The 25171-nt window shown below is 40.7% G+C and carries 21 protein-coding genes and 1 pseudogene; 16 read left to right on the forward strand and 6 right to left on the reverse strand.

Annotation, left to right across the window (positions count from 1 at the left end):
• Positions 1–2: 2 nt before the first annotated feature.
• The 6 genes from D3873_RS01370 (at position 3) to D3873_RS01395 (ending at position 7159) form a co-directional block, all read left to right on the forward strand.
• Positions 3–1103 carry an ABC transporter ATP-binding protein gene (locus tag D3873_RS01370; RefSeq protein WP_119882328.1) on the forward strand — a complete coding sequence of 367 codons (1101 nt, stop codon included), beginning with the start codon at positions 3–5 and terminating at the stop codon, positions 1101–1103.
• Positions 1104–1271: 168 nt separating this feature from the next.
• Positions 1272–2570: an ABC transporter substrate-binding protein gene (locus D3873_RS01375; protein WP_119882329.1), complete on the forward strand. Its 1299-nt coding sequence runs from the start codon at positions 1272–1274 to the stop codon at positions 2568–2570.
• 187 nt (positions 2571–2757) lie between these two features.
• Positions 2758–3618: a carbohydrate ABC transporter permease gene (locus tag D3873_RS01380; RefSeq protein WP_119882330.1), complete on the forward strand. Its 861-nt coding sequence runs from the start codon at positions 2758–2760 to the stop codon at positions 3616–3618.
• Positions 3618–4433: a carbohydrate ABC transporter permease gene (locus D3873_RS01385; RefSeq protein ID WP_119882331.1), complete on the forward strand. Its 816-nt coding sequence runs from the start codon at positions 3618–3620 to the stop codon at positions 4431–4433. Before D3873_RS01380 ends, D3873_RS01385 begins: the two co-directional genes overlap by 1 nt.
• 20 nt (positions 4434–4453) lie before the next feature.
• On the forward strand, positions 4454–5482 hold the full coding sequence (locus tag D3873_RS01390; RefSeq protein WP_119882332.1) for a LacI family DNA-binding transcriptional regulator: 1029 nt from the start codon (positions 4454–4456) through the stop codon (positions 5480–5482).
• An 18-nt stretch (positions 5483–5500) separates the two neighbouring features.
• A complete protein-coding gene (locus tag D3873_RS01395; protein ID WP_119882333.1) occupies positions 5501–7159 on the forward strand; it encodes a glycoside hydrolase family 13 protein in 1659 nt (552 codons plus the stop codon).
• Between the two features lie 293 nt (positions 7160–7452).
• Here D3873_RS01395 and D3873_RS01400 read toward each other — a convergent pair.
• Positions 7453–8791: pseudogene (locus tag D3873_RS01400) on the reverse strand (glucose-6-phosphate isomerase).
• Between the two features lie 100 nt (positions 8792–8891).
• On the opposite strand from D3873_RS01400, the gene D3873_RS01405 reads away from it, so the two are divergent.
• Both D3873_RS01405 and glsA read left to right on the forward strand, forming a co-directional pair.
• Positions 8892–9737: a DUF1028 domain-containing protein gene (locus tag D3873_RS01405; protein ID WP_119882335.1), complete on the forward strand. Its 846-nt coding sequence runs from the start codon at positions 8892–8894 to the stop codon at positions 9735–9737.
• A gap of 15 nt (positions 9738–9752) precedes the next feature.
• Entirely contained in the window at positions 9753–10673 is a 921-nt protein-coding gene (glsA, locus tag D3873_RS01410) for a glutaminase A (RefSeq protein WP_119882336.1), read from the forward strand.
• Here the strand turns inward: glsA and D3873_RS01415 are convergent.
• Complete coding sequence (locus D3873_RS01415; RefSeq protein WP_162920100.1) at positions 10670–11245, reverse strand: MEDS domain-containing protein; 576 nt, start codon at positions 11243–11245, stop codon at positions 10670–10672. The genes glsA and D3873_RS01415 overlap by 4 nt on opposite strands.
• 102 nt (positions 11246–11347) lie before the next feature.
• Here D3873_RS01415 and D3873_RS01420 point away from each other — a divergent pair, with 102 nt between their 5' ends.
• Positions 11348–11653, forward strand: a complete 306-nt coding sequence (locus tag D3873_RS01420) for a YciI family protein (protein WP_119882338.1) — start codon at positions 11348–11350, stop codon at positions 11651–11653.
• A gap of 64 nt (positions 11654–11717) precedes the next feature.
• On the opposite strand, the gene D3873_RS01425 is transcribed toward D3873_RS01420, so the two are convergent.
• Positions 11718–12929 carry a NupC/NupG family nucleoside CNT transporter gene (locus D3873_RS01425; RefSeq protein ID WP_119882339.1) on the reverse strand — a complete coding sequence of 404 codons (1212 nt, stop codon included), beginning with the start codon at positions 12927–12929 and terminating at the stop codon, positions 11718–11720.
• A gap of 293 nt (positions 12930–13222) precedes the next feature.
• Between D3873_RS01425 and D3873_RS01430 the strand changes: the two genes are divergently transcribed.
• From D3873_RS01430 to D3873_RS01455, 6 genes are all read left to right on the forward strand, one after another.
• Positions 13223–13594 (forward strand): DUF1761 family protein, encoded by a 372-nt coding sequence (locus tag D3873_RS01430; protein ID WP_119882340.1) that lies wholly within the window; start codon positions 13223–13225, stop codon positions 13592–13594.
• Between the two features lie 16 nt (positions 13595–13610).
• Positions 13611–14705: an NAD(P)/FAD-dependent oxidoreductase gene (locus D3873_RS01435; RefSeq protein WP_119882341.1), complete on the forward strand. Its 1095-nt coding sequence runs from the start codon at positions 13611–13613 to the stop codon at positions 14703–14705.
• 334 nt (positions 14706–15039) lie between these two features.
• Entirely contained in the window at positions 15040–16602 is a 1563-nt protein-coding gene (gene abc-f / locus D3873_RS01440) for a ribosomal protection-like ABC-F family protein (RefSeq protein WP_119884446.1), read from the forward strand.
• 94 nt (positions 16603–16696) lie between these two features.
• Positions 16697–16921, forward strand: coding sequence for a FeoA family protein (locus D3873_RS01445; protein ID WP_119882342.1), 225 nt, complete (start codon positions 16697–16699; stop codon positions 16919–16921).
• A 1-nt stretch (position 16922) separates the two neighbouring features.
• Entirely contained in the window at positions 16923–18905 is a 1983-nt protein-coding gene (gene feoB / locus D3873_RS01450) for a ferrous iron transport protein B (RefSeq protein WP_119882343.1), read from the forward strand.
• Positions 18906–18919: 14 nt separating this feature from the next.
• A complete protein-coding gene (locus D3873_RS01455; RefSeq protein WP_162920101.1) occupies positions 18920–19108 on the forward strand; it encodes a FeoB-associated Cys-rich membrane protein in 189 nt (62 codons plus the stop codon).
• 231 nt (positions 19109–19339) lie between these two features.
• Here D3873_RS01455 and trhO read toward each other — a convergent pair whose 3' ends face one another.
• The gene (gene trhO / locus D3873_RS01460; RefSeq protein ID WP_119882345.1) at positions 19340–20311 is read right to left on the reverse strand and encodes an oxygen-dependent tRNA uridine(34) hydroxylase TrhO; all 972 of its coding nucleotides are present in this window, start codon (positions 20309–20311) and stop codon (positions 19340–19342) included.
• A gap of 82 nt (positions 20312–20393) precedes the next feature.
• Positions 20394–21377, reverse strand: a complete 984-nt coding sequence (locus D3873_RS01465; protein ID WP_119882346.1) for an NAD(P)/FAD-dependent oxidoreductase — start codon at positions 21375–21377, stop codon at positions 20394–20396.
• Between the two features lie 208 nt (positions 21378–21585).
• Between D3873_RS01465 and D3873_RS01470 the strand changes: the two genes are divergently transcribed.
• Entirely contained in the window at positions 21586–23235 is a 1650-nt protein-coding gene (locus tag D3873_RS01470) for an FAD-binding dehydrogenase (RefSeq protein WP_119882347.1), read from the forward strand.
• 115 nt (positions 23236–23350) lie between these two features.
• Here the strand turns inward: D3873_RS01470 and pepF are convergent, their stop codons facing one another.
• Positions 23351–25162 carry an oligoendopeptidase F gene (gene pepF / locus D3873_RS01475; protein ID WP_119882348.1) on the reverse strand — a complete coding sequence of 604 codons (1812 nt, stop codon included), beginning with the start codon at positions 25160–25162 and terminating at the stop codon, positions 23351–23353.
• Between the last annotated feature and the right edge of the window lie 9 nt (positions 25163–25171).

The following is a 25171-nucleotide window of genomic DNA, read 5'->3' on the forward strand; positions in this document are numbered from 1 at the left end:
TAATGGCAAGTTTAGTATTGGATAATATTTCAAAAGTATACGACAACAAAGTAACAGCCGTTTCTAACTTTCATCTTCAAGTGGAAGATGAAGAATTTATCGTGTTTGTTGGGCCGTCTGGATGTGGAAAGTCCACAACTTTACGTATGATTGCTGGGCTAGAAGAAATTTCTGGTGGAGACTTTTTCGTCGATGGCAAACGAATGAACGATGTGACACCGAAAGAGCGCGATATTGCAATGGTTTTCCAGAACTACGCATTGTATCCTCATATGACGGTGTATGAAAACATGGCGTTCGGCTTAAAATTGCGTAAAGTACCGAAAAAAGAAATTGATCGTCGTGTGAATGAAGCGGCAGCTATTCTAGGGCTAGAATCGTATTTAAAGCGTAAACCGAAAGCATTATCTGGTGGACAACGTCAACGTGTGGCGCTTGGTCGTGCAATTGTACGAGATGCGAAAATTTTCTTAATGGATGAACCGTTATCAAACTTGGATTCAAAACTACGTGTACAAATGCGTGCTGAAATAGCGAAATTACATCAACGTCTAAAAACAACGACAATCTATGTAACGCATGATCAGACAGAAGCTATGACGATGGCGAGCCGGATCGTGATTATGAAAGACGGCGTTGTGCAACAAATTGGCACACCAAAAGAAGTCTACGAAGAACCTACGAACGTATTTGTTGGAGGATTTATTGGATCTCCTGCAATGAATTTCTTCCGTGGAGTATATGCAAATGGTCAATTCGGCATGGGAGAAACAGTTTTAACTATTCCTACTGCTCGACAATCAGTCCTGAAAGCGTATGAAGGAAAAGAAGTCATCTTGGGAATTCGTCCTGAACATATTAACAATGATTTTAGAACGCTTGAATCGGAGCAAGGGATGAAAATTGCCACTACTGTGGATGTAGCGGAACTTACTGGAGCAGAGCAAATGGTATATGCAACGCTAGAGGGGCAAGAATTTATTGGACGTATTGACTCGAAAAACACTGTCCACCCAGGGGACGCAATTGACTTAGCATTCCACTTAGAGCGTGCTCATTTCTTCGATGTTGACACAGAAGAACGGATTATGACGGTGGAATAAAAAGCGGAAATTGTACGAAAATTTGGGTATTGTCATTCTAAAATGCATATGATAGGATGAATTTAATCATTTTGTGCAAACGCTTTCACAGTTTAGCGTTTCCTTTTTTTAACAATCTGTGCAAACGTTTTCACGGCTTTAACAAACTAATTATTGGGGGATTTATTCATGAAAAACAGCAAATTGCGTTTCGGTCTGTTAGCGTTCATCCTTGTACTTTCAGGAATTTTAGCTGGATGTAACTCTGATGGTGATTCATCGAACGGAGATGGCGGTAAAGATGTAACAATCGACATTTTCCAATTCAAAGTAGAGTTTAAAGATCAATTTGAAGCGTTAGCAAAAGCATACGAAGAAGAGCACGATGGCGTGAAAATCAATATCACTACTGTTGGTGGTGGAGAAGATTACGGCGCAGCATTACGTTCTAAATTCGCATCTGGTAAAGAACCTGCGATTTATAATATCGGGGGACCTCAAGATGTAGCAGACTGGAAAGACAAATTAGCAGATTTATCTGATACAAAAGCAGCGGGTGCAGCTCTTGAAGGTTCATTAGACGGAGTAACAGTTGATGATGCAGTACTTGGACTTCCATACAATCAAGAAGGATATGGATTTATCTACAACAAAGCAGTATTCGAAAAAGCTGGAATTGATGTAGCGTCTATTAAAGACTTAGCTTCATTAGAAGCAGCTGTTAAAACATTAGATAGTAAAAAAGATGAGCTAGGATTAGAAGCAGTATTTGCTTTACCTGGTAAAGAAACTTGGGTTACTGGTTTACACTTATCAAACGTTTTCATCGCGCCTGAATTTGATAGCAATGTGTTAACTGCATTTGATGCAAAAACAATTGATTTCAAATATGGTGATGCGTTTAAATCAATTTTAGATTTACAAAATGACTATTCTGTTCAACCAACAGTAAGCCTAGATTACTCTATGCAAGTTGAAGAGTTATTCTCTTTACAAAAAGTAGCTATGATTCAACAAGGTAACTGGGTATACGGATCAATTGCTGGCATTGACGAAGATTTCGCTCAAAACGGCGTTGGCATTCTACCAATTCCTGTAGAAGGATTTGAAGGAGATTCTATGCCAGTCGGAATTCCAATGTACTGGGGCGTAAACAGCAATGCAGACGAAGCAGTAGTTGACGCATCGAAAGATTTCTTAGACTGGTTGTATACTTCTGAAAAAGGTAAAGAAACAGTGATGAGCGAATTTAAATTCATCCCTGCTTACGAAGGATATGATTCTTCGAAAATCGCAGATCCAATCTCACAAGAAATTTATAAATACGCAGAAGAAGGCAAAACAATTGGCTGGACATTCATGGGTTACCCAACTGGATGGGGTCAAGATGAGCTTGGCGTAGGCATTCAAAAATACTTGAGCGACGAAGCAAGCTGGGAAGAAGTAGTAGATTCTGCTAAAGCAGCATGGGAAGAAGCTCGTAAATAACACGCGCATCGAAAACAAAACAAAGTAGCCACTCGTGCTACTTTGTTTTGTCTGTTTAAGACGATGTCGTAAATTTCCATTGTTGTCGGTAAGTACCGATTGTTTTAGTAAACAAAAACGGAAACGCTAAATTAGTCTCAATAGAGTAAGATTAAAAGTTAGAAAGAAAAGTTGTAGGAGGTGGCATATGCGCACCCGTAGTTTAACGTATTGGTTGTTCCTTGCCCCCGTATTATTGGCACTTACACTTGTTGTAATTGCTCCATTATTACTCGGTGTCTATTATTCATTCACAGACTGGAACGGAATTTCAACCAACAGCTTTGTTGGTTTTCAAAATTATATTGATTTGTGGTCAGACAAAGAATTTAAAGATTCGTTATGGTTCACGACTAAATTCTCGATTGTCTCGGTTATTTTAATTAACTTTATCGGTTTGTCCCTTGCGTTAATTGTTACATCGAAAATCAAATCGAGTAAGTTTCTTCGTACCATTTTCTTCATGCCAAACTTAATTGGTGGATTAATCTTAGGATTTATCTGGCAGTTCATTTTCATCAAAGTGTTTGGTACTGTTGGAACGATCTTCGGTATGGAAGGCTTAAAAGGATGGCTATCTACACCTGAAACTGGATTTTGGGGGTTAGTCATTTTGATGAGCTGGCAAATGTCCGGATATATTATGGTCATTTACATCGCTTATTTAGAAGGTGTATCGAAAGAATTACTAGAAGCATCTGAAATCGATGGCGCAAATGCTTTTCAACGTTTCCGATTTGTGGTGTTTCCTTTAGTGGCACCAGCGTTTACTGTATCGATGTTTTTAACGTTATCGAATACTTTTAAATTGTACGATCAAAACTTGTCCTTAACAGCAGGTGGTCCATATAATTCTACTCAAATGGTTGCGATGGAAATTTTCAACACAGCCTTTGGACAATATGATATGGCATATGCACAAGCAAAAGCGGTTATTTTCTTTATCATCGTAGCAATCATCGCTTTAGTACAAGTGTACATTAACAAGAAACGTGAGGTGGAAATGTAATGAGAAAATCACGCCGTTTCCCACTAGAGATACTCGGTATCCTACTTGCGTTATTGTGGTTAGCACCATTTTACCTAATGATTGTGAACTCGTTAAAAACGAAACGAGAGATCTTTTCGGATACGTTAAAGCTTCCAGATACATTTACATTAGATAATTATAAAGAAGCGTTTGTGCAACTAGATTTTGTGCAAACATTTTTCAACTCGTTCATCATCACTGTACTGAGTGTATTGATCATCATCGTATTTTCTTCCATGGCAGCTTATGCGTTGTCTCGTTCGAAAAGTCGACTAAGCACCATCTTGTTTTTTGTTTTTGTCGCTGCGATGTTAATACCTTTCCAATCCGTGATGATTCCGTTAATTACTATTTTCGGGAAGTTTGAAATGTTAAATCGTGCAGGGTTGATCTTCATGTATTTAGGATTTGGTGCAAGTTTATCCATCTTCCTGTATCACGGTGCACTTACGTCTATTCCTAAATCGTTAGATGAAGCTGCCACTATTGATGGGGCGAATAAATTCCAAGTATTTTGGTATATTATTTTCCCGATGTTAAAGCCAATTACAGTAACGGTCGCGATTTTAAATACGATTTGGATCTGGAATGACTATTTACTACCGTCTCTAGTGATCAACCAACAAGGAATGGAAACGATTCCGCTGAAAATGTTCTTCTTCTTCGGAGAATATACAAAACAATGGCATCTAGCGCTAGCTGGATTAACACTGGCGATTATACCAGTCATTATTGGCTATTTCTTCGCACAACGAGAAATTATTAAAGGTGTGTCAGATGGTGCGGTAAAATAGTAGAAAAAGGGGGAGTAAACATGGCAACAACGATTATTGATGTAGCAAAAGAAGCAAATGTCTCCCCATCTACTGTTTCCCGAGTCATTGCAAACAACCCTAGAATTAGTGAACGAACAAAACAGAAAGTTCGAGAAGTGATGGACCGTCTGGACTATCATCCGAATTTTCAAGCTCGCAACTTAGCGGCAAAGTCGACAAAAACGATTGGTGTGATCATGGCTAGTTCTTCTGTCCTCGCTTTTCAGAATCCGTTCTTTCCAGAAGTGTTAAGAGGGATTTGTAGTGCGGCGCATGCGAGTAAATACGGCATGTATTTATCAACGGGCGAAACGGAAGAAGAGATTTTTGACGAAGTTGTCTCCATGACGCAAGGTCGACGCGTAGACGGAATCATCCTCCTTTATTCAAAAGTGAAGGATCGAACGATGGACTATTTGCAGTCCATTGATTTTCCCTTTGTTGTGGTTGGTCGTCCCTTTGAGAATGAAGCATCCGTGACGTATGTAGATAATGATAATACGGCGATCGCTGCAGAAGTCGTGGACTATTTATTGTCGCTTGGACATCAAGATATCGCCTTCGTTGGAGGGGATATCAACTATGTGGTGTCGCGTGATCGTTTAGCGGGTTATCAGCAAGCATTAGAAACAGCTGGAATTCCTTTTCAACAAGCGTATTATTTACAAGATTCGACGGTGAATGAAGATGGGGCTTCTGCCATTGATGCGTTATTTCATTTACCAAATCGACCGACAGCATTAATTGCCCATGATGATTTAACCGCATACGAAATCATTAGTATTTTAGAGCGGAAAGAAATTAACGTGCCAACAGATATCTCTATTATTAGCTTTAATAACCATGTGCTTTCCCAGCATTTACGTCCGCCGCTTACTTCCGTGGATATTCAAATATATGACCTTGGTTTAGAGGCGACGGAATGTTTATTAAACAAAATGGATGATCCGAAACTTCCAGCGACGCATCGTATCATTGGTGCGAAAATAATAACTAGAGAATCATGTGCACGACGTGGAATAGACTGAGAAAAATGAGGAATTAGTATGGAAAAGCGTTGGTGGAAAGAAGCAGTAGCTTATCAAGTGTATCCAAGAAGTTTCCAAGATTCGAATGGAGATGGAATTGGTGATTTACAGGGAATGATCTCGAAATTAGATTACATAAAAGAGCTTGGCATCGATGTAATTTGGATTTGTCCTATGTACAAATCACCGAATGATGACAATGGCTATGATATAAGTGATTACCAAGATATTATGGATGAGTTTGGAACGATGGCTGACTTCGACCTGCTTTTAAAAGAAGTTCACGCTCGCGGGATGAAGCTTATTATTGACTTAGTAATCAATCACACGAGTGATGAACATGAGTGGTTTATCGAATCACGTTCTTCTAAAACGTCGGACAAACGTGACTGGTATATTTGGCGTGATGGCAAAGATGGCAGAGAACCGAACAACTGGGAAAGTATTTTCAACGGGCCTGCTTGGGAATTAGATGAAAAAACGGGTCAATATTATTTGCACATTTTCTCTAAAAAGCAACCAGACTTGAACTGGGAAAACAGCGATGTTCGTAAAGCACTATATGATATGGTGAATTGGTGGTTAGACAAAGGAATCGATGGTTTCCGTGTTGATGCCATTAGTCATATTAAAAAAGACGTCACGTTTGAAGATATGCCTAACCATACAGATCGCCCGATTATTCAAGCGTGGGATAAGTACATGAACGTGGAAGGCATTCAGCCATTTTTGGGAGAATTAAAAGACGAAACCTTTGCGAAATACGACATCATGACAGTCGGCGAAGCGAATGGTGTGTCCATTGATGAAATTGATCGATGGGTAGACCCCGAAAAAGGCAAATTCGATATGATTTTCCAATTTGAACACTTAAGTTTGTGGGATGCTGAGTCGAAGAAAGCACTTGATATTATTGAATTAAAAAAGACACTTTCTCGTTGGCAACATGCACTAGATGGTCAAGGTTGGAATGCCCTTTTCATTGAAAATCATGACAAAGCACGCGTCGTATCTACGTGGGGAAATGACCAAGACTTTTGGAGAGAAAGTGCGACAGCATTTGGTATGATGTATTTCTTCATGCAAGGAACACCGTTCATTTACCAAGGGCAAGAGATAGGAATGACGAACGTTCATTTTGAAAACCTAGCGGATTACCGCGATGTAGCAACCCACAATTTATATGCTTCTAAAAAAATGGATGGACTTTCTCACGATGAGCTAATGCAAATTATTTGGGATAGCAGTCGCGATAACTCGCGTACTCCTATGCAGTGGACGGCTGAAGAAAATGCTGGTTTCACGAGTGGAAGCCCGTGGATTGGTGTAAATCCTAATTACACCGAGTTAAATGTGCAAACACAACAATCGGATCCTACATCGATCCTCTCGTTCTATAAAAAAATGATCGCTATACGCAAATCAGCGGACGTATTTGTCTATGGAACATACGATTTACTTTTAGAAGATGATCCGCAAATCTTCGCCTATACACGAACACTTGGAACAGAGCGCGTATTAATCGTGACGAATCTCTCTGAACACCAAGCAGTATACGCGGGAGATGCAACACTTCGTTACGATCAATTACTACTAGCGAATACAGCATGTGCCCTGCATCAAGATGCAAAAAGTATTACACTAGCACCGTACGAAGCACGTCTTTACAACATCTAACGAACTGCCTGATCAAACTTTCTTGATCAGGCTTTTTTTTATTTAGGAAGATTTTCGACGAACCGAAAATCACCAATTGAAATGGAAGGAGGAAGATTTTTGGCATGACAAAAATCAACCCTATTGGATGAAGGGGCAGAATGTAGAAGGGACTAGGCAAGTGGATAGGGAGGGGGAAAATGGGAGATTGTTCTAATGTTTTCTTGGAGTGTCCCAATGTTTGAGTAAAGTGTCCCAATGTTCGCGGAAAGTGTCCCAATCACCACGAAAAAGTGTCCCATTCCGCTTATAACCTACTTTTCATTTAAATGAAAAAAGCCGCACGCCCTCTGAGACATGCGACTTTTCTTATTAGTAACCAGGTTTTTTCAATAGTTTAAAGATATTTGTTTTGTAGTCTTCCACACCTGGTTGATCAAATGGATTGATGTCTAATAAGTATGCACTGTATGCACAGGAAATCATGAAGAAATAGAGAAGTTCTCCGATGTGGTATTCGTCTAATTTTTCAATTGTTAGTGCTAATTGAGGGACGCCTCCGTCTAAATGTGCTTTGGATGTTGCTTCGTATCCCACTTTGTTGAATTCCTGTAAGGAGAGCCCCGCTAAGTAGTTGAGTTCGTCTCCGTTGTTTTCCGCTTCGAATACAGTTAGGTCTGTTTGTACTTTTTGTACGTTTAAAAATGTTTCAAATAAGAATCTACGGCCATCTTGAATGTATTGTCCAAGGGAGTGTAGGTCGGTTGTATAGGAAACGGATGCTGGGAATACTCCTTTCCCCTCTTTTCCTTCGCTTTCGCCGAATAATTGCTTCCACCATTCTTGAACAAAGGATAGTTTTGCATCAAATGTTGCAAGGATTTCTACTTCGTATCCTTTGTTATAGAGGAAGTTCCGAGCTGCTGCGTATTGCATCGCTGTGTTGTTGCTAAAGTCTGCAGTGCCATAAAATGCTTCTGCATTTTTTGCACCTCGCATTAGTTCTTGGATATCATATCCGGCTGCAGCGATTGGAAGTAAGCCGACTGCCGTAAAGACAGAATATCGTCCTCCAACATTGGCAGGAACTTCGAAGCGTTGGTATCCTTTTTCTGTTGCTAAATGAAGGAGAGATCCCTTTTGAGCATCTGTGGTGACATATATACGACTTGCTGCGTCCACTCCGTACCGCTTTTCCATATACGTTTGGAGGAATCGAAACGCAAGTGCTGGTTCTGTTGTTGTTCCTGATTTGGAAATGACGTTAATCGACACTTCCTTGTCATTCACATACTCCATTAAATTTGCCAAATATTCTCCACTGACGTGGTGACCAGCAAAAATCACTTCGACACCGGAAGATGCTTTAAAATAGCTGGATAAAGCTTCCATTACAGCTTTGGATCCTAAGTAAGATCCTCCAATTCCAATAACGATGAGGACGTCTGAAGTGGACTTGATCTTTTGAGCAGTTTCCTTCATTTCATTCAAAAAAGCGTCCGTCATATTAGAAGGCCAATCATGCCATCCTAAGAAATCGGATCCTGCGCCTACTTTTTGGTGAAGATTTTCACGAATTTGAGTCAATTTTTCTTGAAATGAAGTAGAGGAAATGTCCTCGAAATTTCCTGAATACGTAAGTTGAATTGTCATGTTTTTCTCCTTAAGATGTAGTCATTCTATTTTACCATTTTTCGTGCTTTTAGCGCGCTTTTCGTCTAGTATTAAACAAAACAAACTTGGGGGTAGAGACATGACATTTTCAATCGTAGGGTATGATCCAAAAACGAAGGAACACGGTATCGCGGTAGCTTCCAAATTTTTGAGTGTCGGTGCAGTAGTGCCATTTGCAAAAGCAGGTGTTGGTGCTATTGCGACACAATCATGGGCAAATTTAGATTATGGAGTAAAAGGTTTGGAGTTACTTGAACAAGGACATTCACCTCAAGAAGTATTTGAGCAAATTCGTGCGACCGATGAAAATTTCGCCTCAAGACAAATTGGGATTGTCGATGCGAAAGGTAGAGGATTTACATTCACAGGGGACGAGTGTTTTGATTGGGCAGGTGGCCTCGCTGGGGAAAATTATGCCGCACAAGGAAATATCCTCGTCGATCATTCGACCGTTGAAAATATGGAAGCGACGTTTCTTCAAACAGAAGGCTCTCTTGCTGACCGCCTTCTTTCTGCATTGCTAGCAGGAGACGCAGCTGGTGGCGATTCCCGTGGGAAACAATCAGCAGCGCTTCTTGTTGTGAAAGAAAATGGTAGCTATGGCGGTTATACCGATAAATACATCGATCTTCGTGTAGATGATCATGAAGATCCAGTTGTAGAACTTGGGAGATTAATGAAACTACACAAATTGTACTTTGAAGGAACGAAGAAAGAAGACATCGTGGAAGTTTCGGGTGTTCTAGAAGACGAAATTCGTGAATTGCTCTATCGTTCCGGTCATCTGTCGAGAGAATATGCCGATCACGATTCTATCTTAAAAGCATTAGAATCGTATCAATATCGAGAAAACTTTGATGAACGTGTGCAACCGAAAGGTTTTGTGGATGTGCAGGTCGTCGAGTATATGCGTTTAATGAAATAAAAAGGGAGTGACTCCATGATTAATCAACAAGATGTCGAAACATTTTTTCATGAATGCCATCACACGGCGAAAGAAGGAAAAGTAGCGTCTTATATTCCTGCATTAGCACGAGTGAACCCCGACACCTTTGCGATTAGTATTTTAACGAAAAACGGTGAAAAATTAGAGTACGGTGACGTGCGGCAAACATTTACACTGCAAAGTATTTCAAAAGTGCTCGCTTTTCTCTTCGCATTAGAAAATTTCGGGGAAGAGAAAGTGTTCGATAAAATTACATTAGATCCAAAAGGCGATCCATTTAACTCGATTATGGGGTTTCAGTCTACAACCGAAGGTAACGTTTACAATCCAATGATTAACTCCGGTGCGATCGTGATTTGCGCGATGATAGCGGAAGAATATGGAGAGCAAGCGTTATCGAAAGTGATGAGCTTCATTAAAAAACTGACGAATGACGAGACGATTTACGTCGATGTGGAAGTATTTGATTCAGAGAAATCCACTGCCTATCGAAATCGTGCAATCGCCTATTTTTTGCAAGACGCAGGAATTATTGCTGATACCAATGTTGCGCTCGACTTGTATTTTCAACTATGTTCGATTGCTGTAAATGTAGAGGCTATTGCAAGAATTGGTGCTATTTTGGCGAATAAAGGATACGAACCTGTTTCCGAAATTCAAATGGTTTCAGATAGCAATGTCAAGATGGTCAATGCGTATATGCTGTTAAGTGGGATGTATGATGCTTCTTCGAAGTTTGCAATCAAAGTAGGAGTTCCAGCAAAAAGTGGTGTGTCAGGAAGTATTTTAGCGGTGGTGACAGATAAGATGGGAATTGGTATTCTTTCCCCGCCTCTGGATGAGCGGGGAAATAGCGTTGCCGGTATTAGGTTGCTGAAAAAACTCTCTGATGAGTGGGATTTGTCGATTTTTTAACCAGCATTCGAAGCTTGTCTACTTCTGTATAATGGTGAAATTTCGTACGACGTATCTGTCAGTAAATGTAAATGAGTAGAGGCAAGCGTTTCATGCAAACGTTCCGTCAGACGTTGAGTCGAGTAAGCGCAAACCGTGAGCATTTTTTGATCCAAGATGTATTCATCTGCATATGACTCAAACTCTTCAGCTTTTTCGGTATCTGGCGTTGTAGAACTCCATTCCACTTGAGCCCACGATCGAATTTCTTTTGAGTTGTTAAACCTTGAAAGCTCTTTTTCAAAATGATCTAAAATAGTGGACGTGTTAAAGTCTCCATTTGATAAATAAAAGTCGTAATTGTTTACAAGGTGTATTTCCTGAGGTCCCGCAGTGGGAAACTCTTTCTTTAATAGGCCCTCAAGTATGGGTATATTCCTCATATTATCGATAATTAAAATCGATTGATTTTGCTGAATGCCATCTGCAATAAATTCTTTCAAACGCTCTATGTAGATCTGGTTACTTGAATAGCGGTAGTATACATGTCCCTGGTTAATAGGGAAAAGCGCTTCATTCGAAAAAGTGTTCAACGTGCACCTCCGGGATAATATGTACCGATATCATAGCAATATACGAGATAGAAAGCCAATATATATCGGAATGGAATACGCTCGAAAGAAAAGAGGAACAAAATGATGCATCAATTTATTTATCAATTGAAGCTAATTCCAACATTATTAAATGAAGAAAATTGGACGGAGAAAGAAAACGAGTGTGTGACTCGTCATTTTCAACGTCTTCAGCAGTTAGTGGAAGAAGGAAAAGTAATTCTTGCTGGAAGAACGCTGACGATGGATGAGAAAGCATTTGGAATCGTGATTTTAGAAGTAACATCGGAGGAAGAAGCGAGAGAGATCATGGAAACGGATCCTACAGTTGAAGAAAGAGTCATGACTGCGGAGTTGTTTCCTTACCGAGTTGCGTTAATGAGAAAGTAGAACATAAAAATGACCCGAGGAAATCGCTTATCAGGAGCTATTCCTTCGGGTCATTCTTCATTTATTAAACAAACATTCCAGCAATTGCTGCTGAAAGTAACGATGCAAGCATCCCTGCTGCAACTGAACGAATTCCCAATCGAGCAATGTCTGGACGACGATTTGGAGCTAGTCCACCTAAACCACCAAGCAGAATAGCCATGGAGCTTAAGTTCGCAAATCCACAAAGCGCGAAACTAACAACAATAACGGTTTTTGGAGAAAGATTTGCAATTTCAGGTGCAAAGGAAGAATAGGCGACAAACTCATTCAACACAAGTTTTTGTCCAATATAACTACCTGCCTGAATCGCTTCTTCCCAAGGTACACCGATCACAAATGCTAGTGGTGCAAAAACGTAGCCTAGAATAAGCTGTAAGGTGATACCGTCTGCACCAAACCATCCAGTAACGGTGCTTAAGACTAAATTGATTAACGCGATTAATCCGATAAACGCAAGTAGCATAGCGCCAACATTTAATGCTAGCATTAATCCGTCACCAGCACCACGTGCAGCAGCATCGATTACGTTGACTGCTTCTTCATCCCGCTCAACTTCTACTTCTTCAATGACCGATTTCTCCGTCTCGGGAATAAACATTTTGGCCATAACAAGACCAGCAGGTGCAGCCATAAAGCTTGCTGCTAATAAATATTCGAGTGGTACTCCAAGAAGCGCATATCCAACTAAAACTGAACCTGCAACTGAAGCCAATCCACCAGTCATTACAGCAAACAGTTCTGACTTCGTCATGTTCGCGATAAACGGTTTTACAACCAAAGGTGCTTCTGTTTGACCAACAAAAATATTTGCCGCTGCGGACATGGATTCCGCTTTACTTGTTCCGAGAATAAAGGATAAGCCGCCACCGATGAAACGGATAAAGAGCTGCATAATTCCTAGATAATAAAGTACTGCGATTAAAGAAGAAAAGAAAATAATAATGGTTAACACTTGAAATGCGAATACGAATCCAAAGTTTGCGGCATCTGCTGCAGGACCGAATAAGAACGCAATCCCTTCATTCGCAGAACCAATCACTTGTTGTACGCCATTTGCAAATTTCTCTAAACCTATTTTTCCTAAATCCCATTTTAATACCGCAAAAGCAAACAGTATTTGAATGGACAAACCAGCCAAAATGGTGCGCCAATTAATAGACCTCTTCGCACTTGAAAATAAGAAGGCGATTGCTAAAACAGCTAGAATACCACCTATACCCCATACTATATTCATACTTTCACCTCATTAGATGTTGGTTGTTGGTCGTCAGACAACATTGTGTTATGGTATCAAAATCCTGTAAAAAAGTAAATGAAGAACGTGTGAAGTTAGAAAATGGAAGCGGTTTATAGAAGTCTATAGAAACGAACCATCTTTACCGCATTTTTGAAAAAGAGTGGAAGAGGAATGTTGAGTTACTTAATCTTACTATACTTACACAATTAAGTAGGCTTTCCCTATCTTCTAGTAGAAGAAATCTCTATACTAAAAGACAAACGTACATGTAATCGAAAGGGGCGGAAGCAATGGATATTATGTCACTAAACTGGCTAGCTATACTCGTGGGAGCAATAGCTTACGCACTATTTGGTGTAATTTATTACTCCGTGCAACAAAAGAAAAAAGAAACAGAGACGAAAGCTGCAACAAACTACTTGGTAGCGTTATCGGTTGCTCTCGTTGTTTCGGTTCTAGTGCAAGGCATTTTACAGAAGACAGGTACTATTACATGGGAAAGCGGATTAGTAGTTGGATTATCCATTGGAATAATCGTTAGTCTCGTTTATGTAAAAAATTATGTATTTGGATTGTTAACTAAATCAGTTTTTTATCTGGTGATTTGGGATCATATCATTGCCATTACCTTGGTTGGTTTTGTACAAGGGCTGATCGGTTAAACGAAAGGATTTTCACATGACAAACGTGATTATTATTGGTGGAGGAATTTTGGGGAGTAGCACTGCCTATCATTTAACAAAACTTGGGGCGGAAGTGACCGTGATTGATCGCGCTGACTCCACTCAAGCAACGGATGCAGCTGCTGGTATTATTTGTCCTTGGGTTTCTCAACGGCGAAATAAGGATTGGTATTTACTTGCTCGAAAAGGTGCAGCATATTATACACAACTTATTCCAGATCTTGAACGTCAAGGTCAAGTAAATACGGGGTATGAAATGGTCGGTGCCCTCAGCCTTCATGAAGACAGAGAAAAGCTAGAGAAAATGGTGGAACGTACACTAAAACGAAAAGAGGATGCACCGGAAATAGGAGATGTTGTGCTGTTATCTCCTAAGGAAGTACAACAGAAGCTTCCTTTATTACCCGAGACGATGCATGCGGTGTACGTATCAGGTGCAGCGAGAGTAGATGGTCGAGCACTGCGAGAAGCACTGCGAGAAGCGGCAATTCGAAATGGAGCCCATTTTGTGAATGGGGATGCGAAAATTCGAAAAGACGGGGTGAGGTTTCAAGTTGTGGTGGGGGATTCTACGTATTCCTGTGACAAATTGGTTCTTACAACAGGAGCGTGGGGGAATGAGCTTCTCTCTAGCTTGAATGTTGACCTTCCAGTTTCTGCGCAAAAAGCACAAATCATTCATCTTCAAACGGTGCATCACACTTCTGTTTGGCCAGTCGTGATGCCACCAGGAGATCAATATTTACTTGGGTTTAATCATGGCCGAGTAGTGATCGGTGCGACACATGAAAATGAAGATCCGTTTAATCCTGCGATTACAGCAGGCGGAATGCTCGAAGTGCTGCAGAAAGGGATCGCGGTTGCTTCTGAGCTAGAGGATGCAGAAATCGCGGAAGTACGTGTCGGTGTACGACCGTTCACCGCCAACTTTTTACCAGTAATCGGAGAAGTCATACCCAAGGTCTATGTCGCAAATGGTTTAGGTTCATCCGGATTAACGGTGGGACCATTCTTAGGAGATCAACTAGCCAAACTAACGGTGGACTTCGACACCGACATTGATTTGACACCGTATCATCCATTCCGCTAAGATAAAGTTAACTTAACATGTAAAGGGTGAATTTGAGCCGATGAAGTATACTGCCTAACTTGAAATGAACGGAATACGTAATGGAAGCTTGCTTGAAAGATACAGCATTCTATTTCCGTGTGTATTCACAGATTTTCTGGATAGGTAGGTGCGGCTCGATGCAAAAAGTAGGTTTTTTTTGCGTACCCGTTTTTATGCTGCCTATTCAGTACTAGAATAGGGGCATTTTTTTGTGGAATTTTCTACAAGAATTTATTCATCGGTGGTAGAAAGAGCGAATCACGCTTCTTTTTCACTGATAATTAACGAAATGTCCCATAAAGGACGGGATAATATGAACGTAATACAACTAAAAGATATCAACATCACTTTCGGCGACCGATTATTGTTCGAAGTGGATCATCTCACCATTCACCAAGGAGAGCGTATTGGTTTAGTCGGGAAAAATGGAAGCGGCAAATCGACTTTGTTACAAGTAATTGATACAAAAGGGAAGGGAATAACAGGTTCCATCGAGGTGAATGGGACGTGTGTTTTATTGCCACAACTAAAAGAACAAATAGGCCATTTGAGTGGAGGAGAACTCACCCAAAAAATAATCAATGAGGGATTCGAAAAGAAACCAGATATTTTCTTGGCAGATGAGCCAACTAGTCACCTGGACCTAGCGTTTGTGAATAAAATAGAACAACAGTGGAAGCGTTTTAGAGGGACACTAGTCGTCGTCTCGCATGATCGTGAATTTTTGGATCGCATGTGTACAAAGATTTGGGCAATCGAAGAGAATAAAATTAGGGAATACAAGGGAAATTACTCGGAGTATTTAGCTCAAAAAGAGTTGGAGGAACGAAAAAAAGAAGCAGCATATGAAGAATTCGTTAAGAAAACAAAGCAGTTAGAAGCGGCAATTGTCGAAAAAGAACGACGTGCAGAAAGAGCGACCAAAGCTCCTGTAGGGCAAAATGTTCCTGGTATACTCAAGCCATATTATGCAAACAAACAAAAGAAACTTCGAAAAACAGTGAAGGCAATGGAGAGTCGATTGGAACAACTTGATGTAGTGGATCAACCTCGTAAAAAAATTCCCATTAAAATGATGTTGCCTGATGCGGATACATTAAAAGGGAAAACTGTCTTGTCTGTAGAGCAGCTTTCTACTACTGTGGGTACAAGAATGCTTTGGGAAAATATTTCATTCCGAATCCAAGCGGGGGATCATGTGGCGTTATTAGGAAATAACGGCAGTGGGAAAACAACCCTTTTTCAGAAGGTGCTCGCAAAGGAACGCGGAGTGTCGGTGTCTCCAAACGTAAAATTTGGCTACTTCAGTCAAAATTTAGATGTATTAAATGAGAAGAAAAGCATATTGGTAAATGTGAAATCGACAGCAGTTCAGGCGGAAGATACATGCAGAACCGTCTTAGCTCGTTTGCAGTTCTTGGGTGAAGATGTATTTAAGCCAGTGTCCGTCTTAAGTGGGGGTGAGCGAGTGAAAGTAGCGTTCGCGAAGTTATTTGTGAGCGATGTGAATTTCCTCTTACTCGATGAACCTACAAATTACTTAGATTTGGATGCTGTAGAAGCGATTGAAAATCTTTTGAAAGAATACGATGGCACACTCGTTTTCATTTCACATGATCGTCGATTTGTGCAACAAGTAGCGAAAAAAATAATGTTGTTAGAGAATGGTCACCTCGAATTCTACCCAGATACGTATGATGCATTTTTAAATCGGCGCATAGAGGCCGTACGAAATACAACGGCCGAAGAAGTGATGCTCATTGAGACAAGGATGGTCGAAGTGATTGGGAAAATGAGTATCGCCGTAACGGAAGAATTAGAAAACGAATTCCAAGAGCTAGTGGCCCAAAAACGGAAAATTGTCGAGAGTTTGTAACGAATTTAGCGGTTTGTTACATTGACAGAGAGCTCCTAAGGGATTATCATTTAGAATGATAATCATTATCACTTAATCTTCGGAGGAATATCGAATGAACGTGTCAGAGCTAAAAGCAGGAGAGTCAGCGATTATAAAAAGTGTCGAGCATGTGGATGCATTTTTACAGCAGCGGCTATTATCCATCGGGGTATTGCCAGGTTGTGAGTTGTGTTTAAAGCGTGCATCGTTTATGAAAGGTCCATGCATTCTTGAATGCCGTGGGCAATCTATTAGCATACGCCAAAAAGATGCTCAAATGATTGAGGTTCATGCTTAATATGACTACGTCACTTTTAATTGGAAACCCGAATACTGGGAAAACATCGCTCTTTAATGCTTTAACAACATCGTATGCATATGTCGGCAACTGGACAGGAGTTACAGTAGACAAAAAAGTAGGTCAACTTAAAAACAAGCTTGGCCAACTGGTAGATTTACCTGGAGTCTACGATTTGCGACCTGTTTCTGCAGACGAAAGTGTTGTTTCGAACGCGTTACTTCAAGACTCATTCGATCAATTCGTAAATATAGTAGACGCTAGTCAGTTGGAACGAAATTTCCAGCTGACTTTGCAGCTTTTGGAGTACAACAAACCCATAGTTATTGCATTGAATATGATGGATGTTGCCCAAAAAAGAGGAATAACGATAGATTTTGATGCGTTAGCTAACCGATTGAATGTCCCGATTTATCAATTAGTAGCTAGAAAAGAAACTGGCAAGGAAGCCTTGCTCGAAGGAATGAGGATGACAAAGCAATCTCCTAACTTTCAGCTGAACTATCCAAGTGAAATAGAGACGACCATCGAAGCGCTTATTCCTTACTTTACGGAAAAGAAAGAGTGGAATGCACGATGGTTAGCCATTCAATTTTTATACGGAAATATTACAGTAGAAACATATTTAAGAGAACATGAAAAGTACGCAAGTATTCTAGCACTTCGTGAAAAATTGCAAACAATGTTATCTGAACCAATCGCTGCCGTTATCTTCAAAACGAGAGAAAAGTATATTCAAGAGTTGATGAAAGAAATTTCTGTCGTCAATGAGGACAATAAAACGTCGAAGGAAGAAAAAATCGACCGCATTGTAACGAGTCCGATACTTGGAATTCCCCTTTTTATGTTGGTAATGTTTCTTGTATTCCAAGTTACGTTTACATGGATAGGGGCACCTCTTTCGGATTTGTTGGATGGATTATTGAGTGGACCAGTAAGTAGTGGAATAGAATCGATATTAATTTCTATTGGCGCTTCCACGTTTCTCCAACAACTCGTACTAGATGGGATTGTTGCTGGGGTTGGAGGAGTATTGGTATTTGTCCCTCAAATTTTTGTGCTGTTTTTCTGTATCTCACTTTTAGAGGATTCAGGATATATGTCGCGAATTGCTGTGATCATGGACAGTATTATGGAAAAATTTGATTTGAACGGGAAATCATTTATTCCGATGATTATTAGTTTTGGCTGTAATGTGCCAGGGATTATGGCAGCGAGAACGATTGAGCAACGAAAAGAGCGTTTGCTGACGATTTTAATTGCGCCGTTTATGTCTTGTTCAGCTAGGCTGCCAGTATATGCACTGTTTGTTGGTGCATTTTTCGTTCAATATCAAGCAATTGTAGTATTTTCCTTATACTTTTTAGGCATTATTTTAGCGCTTGTTGCAGCAAAGATTATTTCGATTACGTTTTTAAAAGAAGAAACTTCGATGTTTTTTATCGACTTACCGATGTATAATGTCCCACATGCTAAAACACTTTGGAGAAGTACGTGGGAAAAAGGGAAAGGATTTATTCGCAAAGCGGGAACGATTATTTTCGCTGGGTCCCTTTTAATCTGGATGCTATCATACGCTGGACCTAAAGGAATGGACGTTCCAATGGATACGAGCTTTATGGCTATAATTGGTGGATTTATCGCTCCGATTTTTGCACCTTTAGGATTCGGAACATGGCAAGCGGCTTCTTCGTTATTAACAGGATTTTTAGCAAAAGAAGTAGTTGTATCAGCAATGTCGATTATTTATGCCGTGACGGAGAATGAATTAACGACCTCGTTAATGGCTTATTTCACACCAGTATCTGCATATGCATTTCTAGTGTTTGTATTACTGTATGTCCCATGTCTTGCGACAGTAGCGGTCATTGCCCGTGAGACGAAGTCGGCGAAATGGACGACATTCTCAATTATCTATCCGTTAGTAACTGCTTGGATTATTACATTCGTAGTTTACCGTGTTGGACTACTATTCTTTTCATGAAATGAGGAATGGACATGATTAACTATATATTGATTGCCGCTATTTTTGGATACGCAATCTTTGTCTTCTACCGTCATATTAAGAAAAGTTCCAAAGGAAAATGTGGGAGCTGTGAGTTGGAATCAAGCTGTTCAGGGACGACTTGTTCAGTTGATTGGAATAAAGTGATTGACGAAGCACGAAGTAAACAAAAAAGCAGTTAAGGAAAAATTCCTTAACTGCTTTTTATTACAGAAAATGTGTCTCTATTAAAATGCAAAGTCGGTGACTCCCAAAGGGCCGATGAAAACGCGACGTCCTGTCGCTCTTCGGCATGCAGGCATCCATGCCTTTAAACGCGAAGCGGCTGAAGCAGCGCCTTGGGAAAGCGTCCGACTAATGCAAAAGCGCCTATCACGATTGAGTTATAGGAACGAGCGATAGATCGGTTTTTATTATACCGATAGCGTTTTTTGATGTGCGTCTAATGCGGCAAGTTTTTCTTGTACTTGTTCTTCTGTTAAACCGTGTTCTTTTACATAGCGATTGCGCTCATGAGTACGACAAGCGTCAGAACAACTACGCATATATAAATGTTCGTTCTCTTCAGAACACAAAATTTTGTCATTACATGCAGGATTAGCACAATTTACATAGCGCTCACAAGGTGTGCCGTCGAAATGATCTTTTCCTACAACGACGTGCTCGACGCGATTCACAGGTACACTGATTCGTTCGTCAAAGACGTACATTTTTCCGTCCCATAATTGACCTTGCACTTCAGGGTCCGTACCGTACGTATGAATTCCACCGTGCAATTGACCTACGTCCTCAAATCCTTCACGAACTAACCATCCAGAGAATTTTTCGCAACGAATACCACCAGTGCAGTAAGTTAAGACTTTTTTACCTTCGAACATGTCTTTGTTTTCTTTGATCCATTCCGGTAATTCACGGAAATTGCGAATTTCTGGACGAATAGATCCGCGGAAATGTCCAAGGTCATACTCATAGTCATTACGAGCATCTAAGACGATGGTATCTTCGTTTTGCATTTGTTCGAAAAATTCTTTTGGAGACAAATATTTTCCTGTTAACTCATTCGGATTAATATCGTCTTCTAATCCTAAGTGCACCACTTCTTTTTTCGCACGGCAATGCATTTTCTTGAAGGCATGACCATCTGCAGGATCCATTTTCCACATAATATCGTGGAACCTAGGATCTGCTTTCATCATATCCATATACGCTTCGGTTTGTTCAATCGTACCGGAAACTGTTCCGTTGATTCCTTCACTCGATACTAAGATTCGACCAAGTAACCCTAATTCTTTACACGTAGCTAAATGCTCAGCAGCAAACGTTTGAGGGTCCTCGATAGGAACATATTTATAATATAACAAGACTCGATAAGCATTGTTTTCCATGTTTGTTTAACCACCTTAACAACATTCTAATTCAATCACTTAATATAGCACATTTTCTGTTACAGATAAAGTGACAGAATTGTTAATGTGTGAAGAGGTCGGTGGAATGTTTCACATGTTTTTTTGTCGCAGGGTCAATGAAGTGCTTTGCAGCATTAACGGCAATTGGAGCTTCACCGAAACCACAGGCAATGAGTTTTACTTTCCCTGGATATGTATTGCTGTCACCAACAGCATATACTCCTGGTAAACTCGTCTCCATTTGGCTATTTACAACTATTGCATGACGTTCCATTTCCATTCCCCAGTTGGCCATTTCTCCAATAGAAGAACGAAATCCGTAATTTACAATAATATGGTCCGTTGGGATGAGTTGAAGATCTCCATCTTTTCCTCGAACAGCCACGTGACGAATGACACCATCTTTTTCTTTGAAAGAATCAAAAACATAAGGTGTTAGCTTCTTCACGGAAGATTGTTCTAACTGTTTCAAGGAGTGTTCGTGTGCGCGAAATTCATCCCGACGATGTACAAGAGTCACTTGTTTAGCAATGGGTTCTAACATTAATGCCCAATCGACCGCGGAATCCCCTCCCCCGAACAACACGACATTTTTTCCGGCGAAGGAATGCATATCATCTACAAAATAATGTAGTTGTGAACCTTCCCATTTTAGGGTGTCATCCTTCTCTAAACGTTTCGGTTCAAACGCGCCGTTTCCTGTTGTGAAAATAACCGTTTTCGCAAGGTGAATCGATTTAGAAGTCGTTACTTTCCACGTGCCATCTTCCTCTTGAGTTAAATCCTTTACCGATTCATTTAAACAAATGGTCGGTGAGAAAATGGCAAGCTGTTCCATTAAATTATCTACTAAATCCTTTGCGCGAACTTTTGGAAAGCCTGCGACATCATAAATGTATTTTTCAGGGTAAAGTGCGGTTAACTGACCACCGACATTCGGTAGACTCTCGATGATGGTCACATCCAAATCCCTCATCCCTGCATAAAACGCGGTAAATAATCCTGCTGGACCTGCTCCTACAATCACACAATCAACTGTTTTCATTATGTACTCCTCTCTCCATCCATTCCTACATTAAGTCTACCACCGAAGAAAGAAGAATAAGCGTGTTGACACTTAATTCAGTCGAAAGAAGGAGGAGATACTGTTTTTTTGCTATTGGCGAAACGTCTATTGATCTTCCTGCACACATGCTTCATTTGCAGGAGACAGAGAGGTACTTGCCGAATGGTGTAGAAGAGGAGTGAGAAGAGTGGATAAACACGCGATAATTATTGGGGCTGGATTAGCGGGATTAGTAGCTGCGAGAGAATTAGTAAACAAAGGTGTACACGTCACATTAGTAGATCAAGAGAATGAACAAAACCTAGGTGGACAAGCATGGTGGTCATTTGGAGGGTTGTTTTTAGTCGATTCCCCGGAGCAAAGACGGTTAGGAATACGAGATTCTTTTGAATTAGCAAGACAGGACTGGTTTGCGTCTGCAGGATTCGATCGAGCTGAAGATGAGTGGGGAAAGAAATGGGCAGAAGCATACGTGAAGTTTGCAACAGAGGAAAAACGAGAGTGGTTACGATCCCTTGGGATTTCTTTTTTCCCAGTTGTGGGATGGGCTGAGCGTGGTGGCTACACGGCAGAAGGTCACGGCAACTCTGTTCCGAGATTTCATATCGTTTGGGGAACTGGACCAGCAATTTTGGAGCCTTTTATACGTAGAATGAAGGAAGCGGAGGAGGAAGGTTTACTAACCTACCTACCTAGACATCAAGTAAATGAACTAATTGTGCAAAATTCTGAGGTCGTTGGAATAAAAGGGGCAATTTTAGAGCCAAGCGAAACAAAAAGAGGGGAAGAAAGCTCTCGAAAAGTGGTGGATACGTTCACACTATATGCAGATGCTGTCCTCGTATCTAGTGGAGGAATTGGGGCGAATTTTGAATTAATACGGAAAAACTGGCCAACACGAATGGGAACACCGCCAGAAAATATGATTGCAGGTGTGCCCAAATACGTTGATGGTAGAATGCTCGAAATTAGCGAAACGGCAGGGGCAAATTTAGTGAACCGCGATCGGATGTGGCACTACACAGAAGGTATTAAAAACTGGGATTCAGTTTGGCCACATCATGGCATTCGAATCTTACCGGGACCATCTTCTATGTGGTTGGATGCGACAGGAAAACGACTTTCCTCACCCAATTTTCCAGGATTTGATACGTTAGGCACATTAGAAGCATTGCGAAAAACAGGCTACGACTATTCGTGGTTTATTCTTACTCAAAAGATGGTAGAAAAGGAATTCGCTTTATCTGGATCAGAACAGAATCCAGACTTGACGGGAAAAAGTGTAAAGCTTGTTCTGAAACGTATTTTGCCAGGACCAACTGCACCTGTTCAAGCGTTTTTAGACAAAGGAGAAGACTTTGTCGTGGCAGATACGATCGAGGAACTTGTGGAAGGCATGAATAGACTTGCGGTAGATGCCAAATTAGACACGGCAGAAATAGTCCGTCAAGTGGAAGCAAGAGATCGCGAAATGGACAACAAATTTACAAAAGATCTTCAAATCACGGCACTTCGCGGAGCGCGAAATTATATCGGAGATAAGCTTATTCGTGTGGCAAAGCCGCATAAGTTGCTCGATCCATCAAGTGGGCCACTAATCGCTGTTCGGTTGCATATTGTCAGTCGGAAAACACTCGGTGGATTACAAACGGATTTAACTGGACGCGTGTTGGATGTGAATGGAAAAGTGCTTGAAGGATTGTATGCAGCTGGAGAAGTAAGTGGTTTTGGAGGAGGTGGTGTACATGGATATCGAGCGCTAGAGGGAACGTTTCTTGGAGGATGTTTGTTTTCTGGAAGACAAGCTGGTCGAGGGATTGCAGAAGAGTTGACTTAGAAAGAAAAACGTACTGGGCAATCGGAAGATGATAAATAGCGGTTAACCGTAAATAGATAGCCACCTCGGTTTCACATTTAACCGGAGGTGGCTGCTTTTTATTGCTATAATTTGCTTACTTTCCTTCGATTTCCTTCGTTAAAGTTTCTAACTCATCGATTAATGAACCAATGTAGGAAATGGTATTGCGTAATGGCTGTTCGGTTGTAATGTCTACTCCAGCCATCTGAGCAAGTTCTGCAGGAGTTTTCGTTCCTCCTGCTTTTAATACGTCAATCCAGCGGTCGACGGCAGGTTGCCCTTCCGAGAGGATTTTTTGCGAAACTTCCGTTGCAATGGTAAGTCCTGCACTATAGGTGTATGGATATAATCCCATGTAATAATGAGGTTGACGCATCCATGTGTATTCTGCACCATCATTTATCTCCACGTCGTCTCCCCAGAATTCTTGTAGTACTTCACGTGTCCATTCGTTTAGCAAGCCTGCGTGGACATTGCCGCCATTGTCGACATGATCGTACACTTTTCGTTGGTACGCGGCTTCTAGTAAGTGGGTGACAAAGTTATGGTAATAAGTTCTCGCAACAATCGATGAAATAACCCAACGTTTGAAGCGAGGATCATCTGAGTTTTTCATTAAGTGATTCGCCGTTAGCATTTCATTCATCGTAGAAGGAGCTTCAATGAAGTAGAGAGATGGACGAGAGTTAAAAACAGATTGTTCTTGTTGCGCCAAGTAGAAATGCCCCGCATGTCCTAGCTCGTGTGCAAGAACGAATACTTCGTTCATCCGGCTTGACCAGCTTATAAGAATATATGGATGCACGCCATATGGACTTGAACAAAATGCCCCAGTCGATTTCCCTTTGTTGGCAGCGAAATCAATCCAACGTTCGTCGTAAGATTTTCGAACCATTTCGATGTAATCTTCTCCCATAATCCCAAGAGCGTCATACATATACTTTTTCGATTCTTCAATCGAAATTTTCGGTTCATACGATGGATCGACTGAAATTTTCAAATCGGCAAATGTCATCTTGTCGATTCCATGAATACGACCGAGTAATTTCGCATATTTTCTCATATGAGGCGCTAATTCTTTCATAATTAAGTCGATTTGTCGGTGGTAAAGAGAAGCGTCCACTTCTTGAGAGAAAAGTAAGGAATCGAATATCGTATTATATCCACGTAAGTCCGATAGCGTCTTTTCCGTTTGCAGATGCATGTCGTATGTTTTTGCAGTCGTGTGTTGATAGTTCGCTAGCTCTTTCGAGAATGCATCGAATGCGTTGCGGCGAAGTTCCGTGTCGTTTTCTACTTCATAATCATTCTCGAATTTTACGTAACTCATTGGATGCATTGAGCCGTTTGCTTCAAAATCCGGGAACGATAAATCGACCATTTTTGTTGTATTGTAAAGTTCATATGGTCCATCGAATGTAGACGATAACGATGCAAGCGTTTTTTCCACTTCAGGAGCTAGTTGGTGCGGCTTTTTCTTGATGAGCTTGTCTAAGTATTGAGCGAATTCGGGTGCCAAATGTGCAGCATCCATTAAAATCTTCTCATTTAAGTTCAGCAACTCACTATCTAAAAATGCTAACTTGCTTCCAAGCCCAGCATAGAAACTTCCGAATTTGGACGCTCGCATTTGAGCTTCGGTATTCGTTTGGTCGACACTTAATGCCAAATTTCCGTACGTACTCACAGGTATTAACGTCAAATAGATTTCCTCATATGCTTTTAGAGCAGTAACAGCGTCTTCTGATGTATGAATTGATCCTTTCCATTGTTGTACAAAAGCATCTGTTGCTTTTGTTAATGAAACAAGACCTTCTTCGTATGCTGCTTCATTTGGTACAAGATCTTCCAATTTCCACGTTTCTTCAATTGAAACAGATTCTCTGTTCGGTAATCCAGCACTCATTCAAACCCC

It is taken from the genome of Paenisporosarcina cavernae, from assembly GCF_003595195.1.
In the GTDB taxonomy this organism is placed as follows: domain Bacteria; phylum Bacillota; class Bacilli; order Bacillales_A; family Planococcaceae; genus Paenisporosarcina; species Paenisporosarcina cavernae.